Here is a 15,281-nt window from a genome sequence, read left to right as displayed (position 1 = left end):
GCGAAAGGGCTCCTTGAGGGATTCTGATTCCCTTCGAGGAGCCCTTTCGCGTGTCCGGAGCTTGAGTCTCAGGAGAGCGCGAACTTGATGCCGAAGTGGTTCAGCGTCGCGGGAAGCCTGCCCGGCTGGAGGTCGGCGGCAGTGCCGCGCGGCGCGAAGGCCGCTTGCTGCAGCAAAGCGGCGAGCAGCGTCGACGCGGTGAAGAGCACCACGTCGCGGCCTGGGCACACACCGGGTCCGGCGCTGAACGGCACGAGCGCGGGGTTGGCTTTCGCGCGGCCGTCCAGCCAGATGTCCGGGACGAAGGAATCCGCGTACGGCAACGTTTCCGGATCGCGGTGGAAGAACGGCGTGTAGATCAGGAACGACGTTCCCTCCGGGCCCCAAGCGGTGTCTTCGGTGCTTTCGCGCAGCAGCGCGGGCGTCGTCGGCCAGAGGCGGACGGACTCCAGGACGCAAGCGCGAAGGTACGGAAGTTGTTGCGGCGTCGTGAGATCCGCTTCGGCGGCTTCGCGCCGGGCCTCGGCCAGTTCGTCCGGATGCGTGGCGAGCAGGGCGAGTGCGCGCAGGGTCGCGATCGCTGCGGCGTCGAAGGCGAACAGCCAGTGCGGCACCTGGCCGGTCGGGTCGAGGTCCGGGCCGGCCGGCTGTTTCGCCATCGCCGCGCCGAGGCTGCCCGGGCGGTCCAGGCCGAGCTGGCGGTCGAGCAGGGACTGGAACTGGCGGCGCTGGTCCTCGCGGCGCGGGTGCGCGAACGCCCAGTTCGCGTTGAGCCGCAACTGGTCCAGGAGATCGGTGACGCGCCGGTCGGCCGTCGTGTCGCCGCCGAGCACGATCTTGCGGACGATCGTCCAGAAATGCTCGGTGAACTGGGTCGCGTCGAGATCGGGGAACCCGGAAAGCATTTCGTGCGCTTCGGTGCGGATGTCGTCGGCCCAGGTCCCGGCGAGTTCGTGGGCGGCGCGGCCCGGTTCGAGCACGGTCTCGTTGAGTTTCCGCCGCCGCGCGCGGGCGGAACCGCTGGAGATCAGGACGCCGTGCGGCTGGAAATGGCGCAGGGCGGCGTCTTTTTCGGCGGTGTCCGGGCTGAACGGCGTGGGCGTGCCGGCCAGCAGCGCGCCGACGTGGTCCGCCTCGAGCACCAGCCGGAACGAACGGCCGGGGACCGGCAGGTCGAGCGGGCCGGGGCCGTAGCGTTCGCGCAGCTCGCGCAGCAGCCCGACGGCCGAGCGGTCGACGTGCAGTTTCTGCGCCGCGGCCATCGCGCGGGGACGGCGTTTGATCAGTCCGATGCCGACAGTGGGGGCGACCACCCGCGCGACGATGCGCCCGGTGTCGCGGACCGACGCCCGCTGCGGGCGGATGTCGGCCGGGGGCAGTTCGGACAAATCCGGGCTCGCGGTCGCGTGGGTGGTCGCCATGCTGTTCGGGTACCCGGGCCGGTTCGAGTGAAACCCGGGCCGCGCTCCCGGCGGCCGAGGATCCGTTGTGGACGGGGAAACCGCCAGGTGCGGACCGGTTCCGCGGCCGGCGCGGAGCCCGGATCGTCCACAGTGCCCCCGGCTCGGCCGAGGTTGCGCCTGGTCGCGGGCAGGACGCTGCGGTACGGTCGAGGGCAGGAGCGGTTCAGCCCACGTGCCGTCGCCTGACCCCGATGCGGCCCGGTTTCGTCCGGGCCCAGGGCCGGGCCGCACGTTTCGGCCCGGTCTCGCAGCCGCGAGGAGGGCTCGATGCACGAAAAGCTTGCTTGCTTGCCGGGATCGCCGGCGAGGATCCTGATCACCGCCACCGCGGACGAGACCGTCGTCGCGGTCTCCGCGGAACTGGACCAGCGCTCCACCTCCCGGCTGCGCGAGGCGCTGGCCGACGAGACTTCGCTGGGGCCGCCGGTGCTGGTCGCCGACCTGTCCGGGCTGACGTTCTGCTCGGTCAGCGGCCTGGAAGTGCTGACCGAGGCCGCGCGGGCGGCGGCCGCGGCGGGCGTGGAGTTCGTCGTGGTGGCTGCCCAGCGCGCCGTCGTGCGGCCGTTGCGCGTTCTCGGGCTCGACCGGGAACTGCGGGTGGTCGGATGCCTCGCCGAGGCCGTCGCGAGGAACGCCGCCGCGCGGACCCTGGCGGCCGAGGTCGGCTGACCGCGTTCGACCGGTCCGGCCGTCCCGGGTTTTGCCCGGTGCGGCCGGGCCGAGTTCTCTTCCGGCGCGCTGGCGTACCGGCGGGATCCGAGTACTTTGGCAACCGCTTGCCGGTGTCCGGGCCGGCCGGGGAGGCGACAGTGGAACGCGGAAGGCCGGTCGATTACTCGGCCGTCGTGCGGCTGAGCGGCGACCCGTCCGCGTTGCGCGGCGAAGTGGGCGACGCGCTGGCCGCGGAGCCGCGGATGGTGGTCTTCGAGCTGAGCGAGCTGACCTCGTTCTCCAGCGAAGACCTCGCCGCCCTGCGCGACACGGCCCAGCCGAGCGAAGCGGTGTTCGCCTGCCGCGAGGGCCGGGTGGCCCGCCAGGTGCTCGAAGAGGAGGGCGTCCCGGTCTCCGATTCGGCGTCCGCGGCGCTGGCGCTGGAGGACGAGTCGGTGCGGCCGTCCGGAGAGCAGTTCCGGTCGCTCACCGAGATGCTGCTGGCCGCGCGGACCGTCGGCGAGGTCCTGCAGCTGATCGTGGACGCGACGGCCTCGCTGGTGCCCGCGGCCGAACTGGTCTCTATCACCCTGCGCGCGCCGGACGGCGGCTTCCACACCGCCGCCTTCACCGACCCGAAGGCCGTCGAACTGGACGTGCTGCAGTACAAACTGGGCGAGGGCCCGTGCCACGACGCGGCGGTGCCGGGCCGCCCGGAATTCCTCGAATCGCCCGACCTGCGCGGCGACGCGCAGTGGCCGCGGTGGTCCCCGGAGGCCGCCGGACTGGGCTGGCGCTCGGTGCTCGCGACCGCACTGGTCGACGACGCCGACTCGCGGTTCTCCGGCGCGCTCAACCTCTACTCCCGCACCCCCGGCGGCCTGACCGACGCCGACCGCGACGTCGTGCTGCTCCTGGCCAGCCACGCGACCCTCGCGGTGGCCGAAACGGACGCCGTGACCCGGAGCGAACTGCACCAGGCCCAACTGCGGCGCGCACTGGACAGCCGCGACGTGATCGGCCAGGCGAAGGGCATCCTGATGGCCCGCCGGGGCCTGGACGCGGAGGCGGCGTTCGACCTGCTGCGCCGGACGTCGCAGCAGCTGAACGTGAAACTGGTGCACCTGGCGGGGACGCTCGCGGCGCGACACGAGGAACTGGACGGCCCGGTCGCGCAGATGGGGGAGCCGGACCCGGTGTGATTGCCCGGAGAGCTGCGGTTTTCGGCGGGTGAGGGTCGGGGAGATGCGGTTTTCGTTGGGGATAAGTGGGGAGCTGCGGTTTCGGAGCGCGCGCCAGGAGTTTCCGCGCCTGGATGGCTGGGCAGTCGAGCGGCCGGGCAGCCGGGCGGGGTGCCCTGGTGGCCCGGGCGGGTGGCCGAGCGGCCTGGTGGCCCGGGCGCCTGGGCGGCCGAGCGGCTTGGTGCCCGGTGGAAGGTGGCCGGTCGCCTGGGTGGCCCGTGCCGGATCGAGCGGCCCGAAAGACAGAGAAGCCCGGGCAGAACGAGCGGCCTTGACAGCCGAGTCGCCCCAGGAGCCGGACGGCCTGGTGTCCGGGTGGCTGGGTGGGCTGGTGGCTTGGGCGGCCGAGTAGCTCGAGTGGCCTGTGCCAGCTCGGGCGGCCGAGCAGTCCGAGGGGGCCGAGTGGCCTGCGTCGCCTGAGAGGGCCGAGCCGCCGAGAAATCCGCGCGACCCAAATGGCTTGAATGGTCCGAGCCCCGAGCCCCGAGCCCCGAGCCCCGAGCCCCGAGCCCCGAGTGCCGAGTGCCGAGTGCCGAGTGCCGAGTGCTGAGCCCCGGGCCGCCGGAGCTCCGAGCCCCGCCCGGGCCCCCGTGCCAAGAGCCGCCGAGTCCTAGAGCCGTGAGCCCCGGGAGCAGCGGAGCAGCCGAGTCGCAAGGCCCCCGGAACCGCGAGCCCCGAGTCGCGAGCAGCGGGGGTAGCCCGAATGGTCGAGCCGCCCGCGCCACCCTGGCCGAACGTGTCCGGCCCGGGCATCGCGAGGGCTTGCCGCCGAGCACCTCCCACACCTTCCCACCTGCCGCACGCGGAGCAGTCCGGCGATCCGACGTGTCCGGAGCCCCTCCGTCGGGTAGCCGTCCCGGGGGAGCCGACTGAGGAAGGAGCCCGTCATGGTGCACCCCGTGCCGCCGGGGCCCGAGCCTGTTCCGTCGCCGCCGGAGCCGGTGCCGCCGTTTCCGCCGGAGCCTGCGCCGCCGCCGCGGCCGGGGCCGGGGCCGTTGCCTCCGCCGGAGCCGCCCGTTCCGCCTCAGCCGCGTTGACCAACGGCGGGAGCGGCCGATTGCCCTGCGAGGCGGCCGGGTACCTCCCGGGAAAAGCGCCGGAGCGAACGGAGGCGGTGATGGACGAAGCGAACCAGGCCGAGCCGGGGGTCGTGGTCGGGGACGACGGCTCCGAAGGGGCCCGTCTCGCCGTCGACTGGGCCGCCGCTGAGGCGGAGGCGCTCGGGACCTGCCTGGTCGTCGTGCGGACGATGACGCTGCCCATGCCGAACGTGGACTTCGTGCCCGGCGTGCTCACGCCGGTGGCGGGCGAGATCGTGGCCGACCAGTCCGTTCTGGACTACGCGGAGAAGGAACTCGCCGAGGTCGCCGCTGAAGTCGCGCGGAAACGGCCGGAGCTTCCGGTGCGCACCCGGGTGCGGTTCGGGCGGGCCAGCTGGGAACTGGCGGACATCGGACGGCAGGCCGAGCTGATCGTGGTCGGCGCGTCCGGGCGCGGCGGGCTGCCCCGGCTGCTGCTCGGGTCGACGGCCTCGCAGGTGGTGCACACGAGCGCGCGCCCGGTCGTCGTGGTCCGGGCTTCCGGGGAGAAGGCGCGACGGGTGGTCGTCGGCGTGGACGGGTCGCCGGCCAGTGTCGCGGCGGTGCGGTACGCGTACGACTTCGCCGACCGGCACGGCTGCACCCTGCACGCGGTGCACGTGTGGTCGGAACCGCCGGAGGACGTCTTCGGCCCGGCCCGCTCCGGCGGCGAGGGGCAGCAGAGCCCGCAGGACGAGGGCGAGCGGGTGCTCGCGGAATCCCTGACCGGCCTCGGCGAGCGGCATCCGGACGTCGTGGTGCAGCGGGAGGTCGCGCTCGGCAGCGTGGCCGAAGTGCTGCTGGACCACGCGGAAGGGGCGACCTTGCTGGTGGTCGGCGGGCACGGTCGCGGAGCGTTGCGGGGAGCATTCCTCGGTTCGGTGAGCCACGCGATGGCCTATCACGCACCGTGTCCGGTCGCGATCGTGCGGGAGGGCGTCGAGGAGCACCCCGGCTAGCGTTGCAGGCTTCGCCGTACCAACGCCGCCGCCAGCCGGGCCGAATCCTCGCCCGGCACCAGTTTCGCCAGCCGCTCCGGGTCGGCGGGCAGCCCGGCCTTCTTCGCCCCGTCCAACGCCTTGCGGTCGAAATACGGGCGCAGCCACGGCCAGACCGCTTGTGCTTCGCGGCAGAAGATCTGCGCGCCGGTCGGGCCAACCCGGGGAAACTCGGTGAGGAGTTTTTCCAGCCGTTGCGGATCGCCGTCGGCGGCGTCGGCCATCCGGCGCAGATCGTCGTGGTATTTCTCGCGGAGGAAGTCCGCGCCTTCGCCGAGATGCTGCGCAGTGCTTTCGTCGTACCGGACGTAGTGGGCGCGACCGAGAGCGTCAACCCGTTGCTGCCACGTGGAATCGCGCATCGCGGCGGGGGAGCGCCAGCCCGAACGGGACAGTTCGCGCGCGGCGGCGACGGCGATCTCGGTGCTGATCCGCGTCGACAGCAGCGTGGTGAGGACCAGCAGCCGGTACAGCGGTTGCGGTTTGTCGGCCAGTTTGATCCCGGCCTCCTCGGCGAACGTCGTGCCGTGCTCGGCGAGGAGTTCGTCCACTCGGCGCATGCGGGCCGGATTCCCGTTAGGGCAGAAGCGAAACTCAGCGCGCGTACGGGTCCTTGGCGAATTCGACGCACAGCCGCCAGCCGTCCGCGCCGGGCGCGGGTTCGGTCCAGGCGTCGAGCGAATCGGTCAGCGCGCGCAGGATGTGCCAGCCGACCTCGTCCGGTCCGGGCGGGAATGCCCACGACGAAGTGGTGGCGACGGTGACCGTCATCCGGCCGGCGCAGCGGAACGCGCATTCCACGACCGCGCCGTCGTCCGCCCGTCGCGCCTGCGCCGCGACCGCCTCGTCCACGGCCAGCCGGAGATCCTCGACCTCGTCGGCGCCGAACGCCGCCGAGACAGCGAGGTCCTGCGCCACCAGCTTGGCCAGGGAAAGCAGTTCTCCGTGCGCTGCCAGCCGCAGTTCGACCACCGGGGAAGCCACCGTCAGCACGCCCGGTCCGTTCGCCTCGCGCTGAACACCATGCGCACTGGGTTACCCCGCCCGGCGGCGGGCCAACCACCGCCGCCGGAAGTCGCGCAGGCACCCGAACGGCCTGTTTCCGGCGCGCCACGACGGGTAACCGGGGGATCGGAGCACGGCAGGAAAGGAGTACCCGGCATGAGCACCAACGCATACCTCTCGTTCCTCGCGATCGGGATAGCGCTGGTCCTGGTGGACGGCCAGATCATCTACCGCAGCGGCCGCCGTTACCTCGCGAACGCCTACGGGGACCCTGGATCCGGCGCCTCGATGACGAGGCTGGTGACCGTGTTGTTCCACCTGGTGACCCTGGGCGTACTGGCCTTGATCTCGACCGTCGACCTCGGCGGGAGCGACCTGCCGGGCGTCGTCGGACGGGTGGGCGTGCTGCTGCTGATCCTGGCACTGGCGCACGCGGCCACCCTGGGCGCGCTGGCCCGCATCCGCGGCGAGCAGGACGTGGCGGACGCGATCGCCCACCGCGACGACCGGCTGGCCCGCCGGTCGGAGACGGACCTGCAGGCCCCGACGGTGACCCCGGTGCCTGGGCAGGAGGGGCGGCGTCCGGACGTGAGCCCGTCGCTGGAGCAGCGGTCGCCGTACACGGCGTGACTGAGCGAACCGGTGCGTTTCCGCGCGATTGCGGAAACGCACCGGTTTCGTCTGCGAGCGAGGGTCGACGGGTTCGGATTCCAGAGCAGCGTGACTGAGCGCACCGGTGCGTTTCCGCGGCAATGCGGAAACGCACCGGTGCCGTCTACAGCCGAGGGTCGACCGGCTCGGATTCCAAGGCCAGCACGGCGAAAACGCACTCGTGCACGCGCCACATCGGCTCGTCGCGGGCGAGGCGGTCCAGCGCTTCGAGGCCGAGGCCGTACTCTCGCAGCGCCAGCGAGCGCTTGTGGCCTAGGCCTCGGTGCCGCAGCCGGGACAGGTGGCGTTCCTCGGTGTAGTCGGGGCCGTAGATGATCCGCAGGTACTCGCGCCCGCGGACCTTCAGGCCCGGCTGCACCAGCCCGTGCGAGCCCCGGACCAGGTTGGCGGCCGGTTTGACCACCATGCCCTCGCCGCCCCGCGCGGTGAGTCCGGTCCACCATTCGACGGCCGCCGCGACTGAGGCGGGATCGGTGGTGTCGACCGGCAACCGCTCAGTCGGGGCCAGGAAACCGTCGCTGCTTTCGACGAGCCGGTCCGCCAGCGCGAGGTGCCAGTCGTGGGGTCGCTTGTGGTGCGCTTGCCCGGCCGACGCCAGCACCTGGAAGGGCGCGAAGCGCACGCCGTCGAGGCCGTCGGTCGGCCAGCAGTAACGCCGGTACGACTCTGCGAACGCGTCCGCGTTGCCCGCGCGGGAACGCGTGCGCTCCAGCAAGGCGGACACGTCGAGGCCGGACTTCTCAGCGGCGGCCAGCGCGGTCACCGCGGCCGGGAGCGCCGAGCGGGCGGCAGCGCCGACAGCCGCGTACTGCTCGCGCAGCAACTGTTCGGCCTTCACGCTCCACGGCAGCAGTTCTCCGTCGAGCAGCAGCCAGTCCGAGCCGAGTTCGTCGAACAGGCCCGCCTTCTCCGCGGCCGCGCGGATCCGGTCGACCGCTTCGGCCGTCAGGGCTTCGGGGAAGAAGTGCCGTCCGGTCCGCGTCCACACCGCGCCGAGCGCGTCGCCGGGCGCGCCGAAGCGGGCCCGGGCCGCGTCGAGCGACCGGCACACCAGCGCCACCGCCCTCGAGCCCATGTGCTTTTCCTCGCACACCACGGAATCCACGCCCTCCGCGCGGAAATAGCCGAACGCCTGGTCCGGGTGTTCCAGCAGCCCGTCGGCCGTCGCGGTGGCGACCGGCGACATGGTCGGCGGCAGGTAGACCAGCCAGCGCGGGTCGATCGCGAACCGCGACATCACCTCCAGCGCCGCGGCGGCGTTCTCCTCGCGCACGCCGATCCGCTTCTGGTAGGCGGTCTCGATCACCCGCCGGCCCAGGACGTCGGCGACGTCGAGGACGCCCGGATCGCGGTGCGCGACGGATTCCGCGGCCGCCGGGTTGGCGGGGAACGGTTTGGCGGGCTCGTAATAGACCTCGGCCGCCGGCACGGAGACGATCTCCTTTTCCGGATACCGCAACGCCGTCAGCGTCCCGCCGAACACGCACCCGGTGTCCAGGCACAGGGTGTTGTTCACCCATTCCGGCGCGGGCACCGGGGTGTGGCCGTAGACGACCATCGCGCGGCCGCGGTACTCGTTCGCCCACGGATAACGCACCGGCAGGCCGAATTCGTCGGTCTCGCCGGTGCTCTGCCCGTACATGCAGAAGCTCCGCACCCGCCCGGACGCGCGGCCCTGGAAGCGTTCGGTGATCCCCGCGTGCGCGACGACCAGCTGGCCGCCGTCCAGGACGTAGTGGCTGACCAGGCCGTCCATGAATTCCTGTGCCTCGGCGCGGAATTCGGGGGTTTCGGCGGCGAGCTGTTCGAGCGACTCGGCAAGCCCGTGCGTGACCTGCACATTCCGGCCGCGCAGTGCGCGCAGCAGCTTGTGCTCGTGGTTTCCGGTGACGCAGAAGGCATTTCCGGCACGCACCATGCCCATCACGAGCCGCAGCACGCCCGGCGTGTCCGGGCCGCGGTCGACGAGATCGCCGACGAACACCGCCCGGCGCTCCGGATGCTGCGCGCCGATCGCGCGGCCCTCGTCGTCGCGCTCGATGGCGTAGCCGAGTTCGCCGAGCAGCGTTTCGAGTTCGGCGCGGCAGCCGTGGATGTCGCCGACGATGTCGAACGGCCCGGTCTCGTGGCGCAGGTCGTTGTACAGCGGGACGCGCGTGATCGTCGCTTCGGCGACCTCTTCCGGGGTGCGCAGCACGTGCACCGTCCGGAAGCCTTCCTTCTGCAGGCTGCGCAATCCGCGGCGCAGCTGGTCTCGCTGCCGCCGGATCACGTGCGCGCCGAACGTCCGGTCCGCCCGGTCGGCGTTGCGCGCGACGCACAGCGATTCCGGCAGGTCCAAAACGATCGCCACCGGAAGCACGTCGTGCTCCTTGGCCAGCGCGACCAGCGACTTGCGCGAGTCCGGCTGCACGTTGGTCGCGTCGATGACGGTCAGCCGCCCGGCGGCGAGCCGTTTGCCGGCGATGTAGTGCAGGACGTCGAAGGCGTCCTTGGTCGCCGACTGGTCGTTCTCGTCGTCGGCCACCAGACCGCGGCAGAAGTCCGACGAGAGCACCTCGGTCGGCTTGAATTGCGCGCGGCCGAACGTCGACTTGCCCGACCCGCTCGCGCCGACCAGCACGACGAGGCACCGGTCGGGAATCTCAAGCGTGCTCATGCCGCACCTCCTTTCGTGAACAGGGCCAGCTGCGTCGCCGGGCCGACTTCGGGGTCGTCGGAGCCGACCGGCAGCAGCCGCACGCCGTAGCCGTAGCTGCTCGCGACCCGGTCCGCCCACGCGCGAAACTCGGCGCGAGTCCATTCGAAACGGTGGTCCCGGTGCCGCAGCTTGCCCGCGGGCAGCGACTCGAAACGCACGTTGTACTCGCGGTTGGGCGTGGTCACGACGACCGCGCGCGGGGCGGCGAACTCGAACACGGTGCGCTCCAGCGCTCCGAGCCGCGGCGGGTCGACGTGCTCGATGACCTCCATCAACACTGCCGCGTCGAGGCCGGCGAGCCGGTCGTCGCGGTAGGTGAGCGAGGATTGCAGCAGCTCCAGCCTGGCCCGTTCCGTCTCGGACATCCGCTCCAGCCGCAGCTTCCGCGCCGCGACCTGCAGCGCGCGAGCCGAAACGTCCGCGGCCACGATCCGCTCCACGGACTTTTCGGCCAGCAGATCGCGCACCAGCGCACCCTCGCCGCAGCCGAAGTCGCCGACCGAGCGGGCGCCCAGCGACCGCAGCACCGCCATGATCGTGCCGCGCCGCTGCTCGGCCAGCGGCACCGGACGGTCCGGCGCTTCGAGAATCGCGGGCTCGGCGAGCGCGTTGTCGATTTCCTCCGGCTCCGAATCGTCCACTTCGGCCAGCCGCGTCAACGCGGCGGTCGTCAAAGCCCGGCGGTGCGCGAGGTAGCGGCGGGTGATCAGCTCCTTCTCCGGATGCCCGGCAAGCCAGTCGCCGCCGGCGCGCAGGAGCTTGTCGATCTCTTCTTCGCCGACCCAGTAGTGCTTCGCGTTGTCGAGGACGGGCAGCAGCACGTAGACGTGGTTGAGCGCGTCGGCCAGCCGAAGCTCGCCGGTGAGCCGGAGGTCGACATAGCGCGAATCGCCCCACTGCGGGACCTGCGGATCCAGCGGGAGCGCGGTCGCCTCGACCGTCCAGCCGAGGGGCTCGAACATCCGGCGCACCAGCTCGGGGCCGCCCGGACAGGCCGGGATCCGGAGGTCGAGCGGGATCGCGCCGGCGGCCAGCTCCGGACGCGACTCGCACCGTCCGGCGAGCGCGGTGCGGAAGACTTCCTTGAGCGCCACGGAAAGCAGGCTGGACGCCGCGTAGGGGCGGTCGTTGACGTACTGGCCGAGCGTGAACCCGTCGCCGGAGCCCGCCTTGCCGCGCACCAGCGCCACTGGATCGACCTCGAGCATGAGCGCGGCAGTGCACCGCGTGTCGGACGCCTCGGGGTAGAAGACGTGCGCTTGACCGGCGGAAAGCTCGAACGACTGGACCCGGCCCGGGTGCTTGTGCAGCAGGAACCCGAGGTCGGAGGCGGGCTGGTGGGTCGTGGTGACTGTCAGGAACACCAGGGGAGTATTCCGTACGGCATTCGCCCGTGTCGCGGGAGTTTCGCCGCGCCGCTCCGCTCCGCACACAGCCAATCACTGGGAATAAACTTCCCATTGACCGGGAAAACGCCCTGGGCGCCCGCCCGCCCGCGACGTAGCGTGCCCGCCATGACAAGCGCGGATGCCAACCGGAAGGCCGGGACGAGGGCGGCGCGGATCCTGGCGGTTTTCGCCGAACGGGAGAGCGCCACGGCGGAGGAGATCTCCGTCGGCACGGGCATTCCCTCCAGTGCCGTCTACCGCTACCTGACGACGTTCGTCGAGATCGGCCTCGTGCACCAAGCCCGCACCCGCGGCCGCTACTGCGCCGGGTCGCTCACCGTCCAGATGGCCGAGAACTACCGCCGCGAGGCGCTCGGCCAGGGCGGCGTCAAGCGGCGGCTTCGGCAGCTCGCGGCCGACACCGACGAACTCGCCGCGTTCCTCATCGCCCGCGACAACGACGTGCTCTGCGTCGAAGCGGCCGAGGGGACCCGGGTCGTCCGGTGCAGTTTTTCGCCGGGGCTGAGCAAGCCGCTCGTCTTCGGGGCCAGCGCGCAGGCGTTGCTGGCGCATCTGCCGGACGAGCGGGTCGCGGCTTCGGCGCACGCGCACGGGCTGAGCGGGGAGCAGGTCGCGAAGCTGGAAGCAGAGTTGCGCCGGGTCCGCGACCAGGGCTTCGCGGAGAGCGTCGGCCAGGTCGATCCGGGCGTGTGGGGCGTGAGCGTGCCGGTGCTGGACCGGCACCGGAACCTCGTCGGCACGGTCAGCACGATGGCCCCGGATTTCCGCGTGCGCCCGCGCCGCGAGTCCCTCGTCACGCTCACCCACGCCGCCGCGCAGGACATCAGCCGATTGCAGGAGCACGTGTGAGCACAACCCCGTGGACCGGACGCCACGACGGCAGCGGTCCGGAACATCGCCGATGGCACCACGCCGTCAACGAATTCTCCAGCGCCCCAGGCGTTTCGCTGCTCGGCTTCGCCAGCGACGCCGGGGTCCGGCGCAACGGCGGACGGCCCGGAGCGCAGGCGGGCCCGGACGCGATCCGGAAAGCGCTGGCGTCGTTCGCGATCCCGCCCGAGTTCACCGTGGACGACCTGGGGGATGTAGTCGTCGAAGGCGACGAGCTGGAAGCGGGACAAGAGAACCTCGGCGAACTGGTCGGCAAGCAGCTCACCGACGGGAACTTCCCGCTCGTGCTCGGCGGCGGCCACGAAACGGCGTACGGCTCCTACCTCGGCCTCGCCCGCAGCGGGCTCCTGGACGGACGGCGCCTCGGCATCCTCAACCTCGACGCGCACTTCGACCTCAGGACGGCAGACCGCGCGTCCTCGGGCACCCCGTTCCGGCAGATCGCCGTCCGGGAAGCCGAACGCGGCGCGGGATTCAATTACGCCGTGGTCGGAATCAGCGAACCCGGCAACACCGCCGCGTTGTTCCGGACGGCCGCCGAACTGAACGTCCGCCACCTCCTGGACGTCGACTGCCAGGAACGCCGTCTCGAGCGAGTTCTCGACTTCGTCCGGGGCTTCGTCGCGGACGTCGACGCGCTGTACCTGTCGATCGATCTCGACGTGCTCCCCGCCGCGCAGGCGCCCGGAGTCAGCGCCCCGGCGACCCTCGGCGTACCCGCCGCGGTCGTGCTCGAGGTGTGCCGGCTGGTCGCGAGCGACCCGAAGCTCGCCCTCGCCGATCTCACCGAACTGAACCCCGTCTACGACGTCGACCACCGCACAGCCCGGATCGCGGCCCGTCTCGCGCACACGCTCGTGACGAGCCGTCCGGTCCCGGAAGGACACTGACCATGCCCCCTCAGCGAATCTGGCCGCGGCTCGCCGCCGTGCTGCTGGCCTGCCTGCTCGCGTTCCTGCCGGTGAGCGCGGCGAGCGCGGCCGAACCGCAGGGCGGGAAGCTCGCCGCGCTGCGGTCCGGGCAGACCGCGCTCCGGGTCGGCACCGACGCCACGTTCCCGCCGTTCGAGTTCACCGACGCCAAGGGCGGCCAGCTCGGCTTCGACATCGACCTGGTCCGGGCGCTCGCGCAGCGCGCGGGCATCAAGAAGGTCGACTTCGTCCAGATGCCGTTCGGCAACATCGTCCCGGCGCTGCAGGCGAACCAGATCGACGTCGGCGCGTCGGCGATCTACATCAGCCCCGCGCGGCAGAAGGCCGTGGACTTCTCGGACATCTACTATCCGGGCGGGCTCGCGGTTTTCGTGTCCGACAAGGACAATTCCGTCGCCTCGCTCAAGGATCTCGCCGGCAAGCGCGTCGCGGTCCAGGTCGGCACGAAGTCCGTCGACTGGCTGACCCAGCACCAGCCCGCCGCGCAGCTGATCACCGCGCAGACCAACGAGCAGATGTTCTCCTCGGTCAAGCTGGGCCAGGCGGACGCCGTCGTGACCGGGGCCCCGGCCGGGAAGTACTTCATCGCCCAGCAGGGCGGCCTCAAGCAGGTCGGCGACCGGCTGACCGAAGAGAACTACGGCTACGCCTTCCAGAAGGCCGACGCCGAACTGCGGACCGCGTTCAACGCCGCGCTCAAGCAGATGCGCGACGACGGTTCCTACCAGCAGGCCACCGAAAAGTGGTTCGGCGCGGAAAGCACCGCGGCGAAATCGGGCGGGCACTCGCTGTTCAACTTCTCCACCATCGTCGATTCCTCCGGACAGCTCTGGCAGGGCCTGCTGGTCAGCCTCCAGGTCATCCTGCTCGCGCTGGCGCTGAGCCTGCTGCTCGGCACGCTGGGCGGATTCGCGAAGCTCAGCAAGATCGCGCCGGTCCGGTGGATCGGCAACGGCTACGTGTCGGTGATCCGCGGAACTCCGTTCGTGGTGCAACTGTTCTTCATCTACTTCGGACTTCCGCAGCTCGGCCTGCAGCTCCCGCCGATGACCGCGGGCATCATCTCGCTCGGGCTCTACAGCGGCTCGTACGTGACCGAGATCTTCCGCGGAGCCGTGCAGTCCATCGACCGCGGGCAGCTGGAAGCCGCGCGCTCGTGCGGCATGTCGCAGGTGTCGGCGATGCGGCACGTGATCATCCCGCAGGCGTTCCTGCGGATGCTTCCGCCGCTGGGCAACGAATTCGTGTCGCTGACGAAGAACTCGGCCCTGGTGTCCTTCGTGACCATTCACGAGCTGTTCCTGGTGGGGCAGACCATCATCTCCCGCACCTTCGACGCGCTGACCGTGTACCTGTTCATCGGCCTGCTGTATTACCTGCTCACCAACCTGATCAGCTTCACGACGCGCACCCTCGAGAAGAAGATGGCGGTGTACATCTGATGGCACTGTTGGAAGTCCACGGCCTGACGAAGTCCTATGGGGACGTGAAGGTGCTCGACGGGATCGACTTCGCGATCGAGCCCGGACAGGTGGTCGCGGTGATCGGCCCCAGCGGCGGCGGGAAGTCCACGTTCCTGCGCTGCCTCAACCTGCTGGAGACCCCGACGTCCGGCCGCGTGTCGTTCGACGGCGAGGACCTGACCGGCCGCGGCGTCGACCTCGACCGCCTGCGGTCCCGGATGGGCATGGTGTTCCAGCACTTCAACCTGTTCCCGAACATGACAGTGCTGCGCAATGTCGTGCTGCCGCAGATGAACGTGCTCAAGCGGAGCAAGGAAGAAGCCGAGGCGAAGGCGCGCGCCCTGCTGGACCGCGTCGGCATGCTCGACCGCGCTGGCGCGTATCCCAACCGGCTGTCCGGCGGGCAGAAACAGCGCGTCGCGATCGTGCGCGCCGCCGCGATGGACCCGAAGCTGATGCTCTTCGACGAGCCCACCTCGGCGCTGGACCCCGAGGTCGTGCAGGACGTCCTCGACATCATGAGCGAGCTGGCCAAGGACGGCATGACGATGCTCGTGGTCACGCACGAGATGGGGTTCGCCCGCAAGGTCGCCGACCGCGTGGTCTTCGTGGACGGCGGGAAGATCGCCGCCGACCTGCCGCCCGCCGAGTTCTTCTCCGAGGGCAACGCGAACCCGCGCGCCCAGGCCTTCCTGGAAAAGGTGCTGTAGGGACGTCGTGAGTGGCGATCACGGTTAGAACCGTGATCGCCGCTCACGAGTCTTGACGCGCTCGGG

13 protein-coding genes are annotated in these 15,281 nt (G+C 71.3%); 8 read left to right on the top strand and 5 right to left on the bottom strand.

Annotated features, from left to right (window positions below; translation table 11 throughout):
- Positions 1-68: 68 nt before the first annotated feature.
- A complete protein-coding gene (locus tag F9C11_RS31280; RefSeq protein ID WP_409180949.1) occupies positions 69-1,421 on the bottom strand; it encodes a cytochrome P450 in 1,353 nt (450 codons plus the stop codon).
- 309 nt (positions 1,422-1,730) lie between these two features.
- Between F9C11_RS31280 and F9C11_RS31275 the strand changes: the two genes are divergently transcribed.
- From F9C11_RS31275 to F9C11_RS31265, 3 genes are all read left to right on the top strand, one after another.
- Positions 1,731-2,132: an STAS domain-containing protein gene (locus tag F9C11_RS31275; protein ID WP_409180948.1), complete on the top strand. Its 402-nt coding sequence runs from the start codon at positions 1,731-1,733 to the stop codon at positions 2,130-2,132.
- Positions 2,133-2,272: 140 nt separating this feature from the next.
- Complete coding sequence (locus tag F9C11_RS31270) at positions 2,273-3,316, top strand: GAF and ANTAR domain-containing protein (RefSeq protein ID WP_409180947.1); 1,044 nt, start codon at positions 2,273-2,275, stop codon at positions 3,314-3,316.
- Between the two features lie 1,156 nt (positions 3,317-4,472).
- Entirely contained in the window at positions 4,473-5,393 is a 921-nt protein-coding gene (locus F9C11_RS31265) for a universal stress protein (protein ID WP_409180946.1), read from the top strand.
- On the opposite strand, the gene F9C11_RS31260 is transcribed toward F9C11_RS31265, so the two are convergent.
- Positions 5,390-5,992, bottom strand: a complete 603-nt coding sequence (locus tag F9C11_RS31260) for an endonuclease (RefSeq protein WP_409180945.1) — start codon at positions 5,990-5,992, stop codon at positions 5,390-5,392. The two genes, F9C11_RS31265 and F9C11_RS31260, sit on opposite strands and share 4 nt — an antisense overlap.
- A 34-nt stretch (positions 5,993-6,026) precedes the next feature.
- On the bottom strand, positions 6,027-6,425 hold the full coding sequence (locus F9C11_RS31255; protein ID WP_409180944.1) for a hypothetical protein: 399 nt from the start codon (positions 6,423-6,425) through the stop codon (positions 6,027-6,029).
- 168 nt (positions 6,426-6,593) lie between these two features.
- On the opposite strand from F9C11_RS31255, the gene F9C11_RS31250 reads away from it, so the two are divergent.
- Positions 6,594-7,067 (top strand): hypothetical protein, encoded by a 474-nt coding sequence (locus F9C11_RS31250; RefSeq protein WP_409180943.1) that lies wholly within the window; start codon positions 6,594-6,596, stop codon positions 7,065-7,067.
- Positions 7,068-7,212: 145 nt separating this feature from the next.
- On the opposite strand, the gene F9C11_RS31245 is transcribed toward F9C11_RS31250, so the two are convergent.
- Together F9C11_RS31245 and F9C11_RS31240 are read right to left on the bottom strand one after the other, a co-directional pair.
- On the bottom strand, positions 7,213-9,768 hold the full coding sequence (locus F9C11_RS31245) for a polynucleotide kinase-phosphatase (RefSeq protein WP_409180942.1): 2,556 nt from the start codon (positions 9,766-9,768) through the stop codon (positions 7,213-7,215).
- Positions 9,765-11,174: a 3' terminal RNA ribose 2'-O-methyltransferase Hen1 gene (locus F9C11_RS31240; protein WP_409180941.1), complete on the bottom strand. Its 1,410-nt coding sequence runs from the start codon at positions 11,172-11,174 to the stop codon at positions 9,765-9,767. Before F9C11_RS31240 ends, F9C11_RS31245 begins: the two co-directional genes overlap by 4 nt.
- A gap of 150 nt (positions 11,175-11,324) precedes the next feature.
- Here F9C11_RS31240 and F9C11_RS31235 point away from each other — a divergent pair, with 150 nt between their 5' ends.
- From F9C11_RS31235 to F9C11_RS31220, 4 genes are read left to right on the top strand one after another with little or no spacing between them, the layout of a single operon-like run.
- A complete protein-coding gene (locus F9C11_RS31235) occupies positions 11,325-12,068 on the top strand; it encodes an IclR family transcriptional regulator (protein ID WP_409180940.1) in 744 nt (247 codons plus the stop codon).
- Positions 12,065-13,000, top strand: a complete 936-nt coding sequence (hutG, locus tag F9C11_RS31230) for a formimidoylglutamase (RefSeq protein WP_409180939.1) — start codon at positions 12,065-12,067, stop codon at positions 12,998-13,000. The genes F9C11_RS31235 and hutG overlap by 4 nt, the downstream gene beginning before the upstream one ends.
- A 2-nt stretch (positions 13,001-13,002) precedes the next feature.
- Positions 13,003-14,484 carry an ABC transporter substrate-binding protein/permease gene (locus F9C11_RS31225; RefSeq protein ID WP_409180938.1) on the top strand — a complete coding sequence of 494 codons (1,482 nt, stop codon included), beginning with the start codon at positions 13,003-13,005 and terminating at the stop codon, positions 14,482-14,484.
- Positions 14,484-15,215, top strand: coding sequence for an amino acid ABC transporter ATP-binding protein (locus F9C11_RS31220; RefSeq protein ID WP_409180937.1), 732 nt, complete (start codon positions 14,484-14,486; stop codon positions 15,213-15,215). Before F9C11_RS31225 ends, F9C11_RS31220 begins: the two co-directional genes overlap by 1 nt.
- Positions 15,216-15,281: the final 66 nt, after the last annotated feature.

The organism is Amycolatopsis sp. VS8301801F10 (assembly GCF_046195355.1).
GTDB lineage: Bacteria > Actinomycetota > Actinomycetes > Mycobacteriales > Pseudonocardiaceae > Amycolatopsis.
The sequence above is the reverse complement of the archived record's forward strand: the minus strand, read 5'-3'. Positions and strand labels throughout refer to the sequence as shown.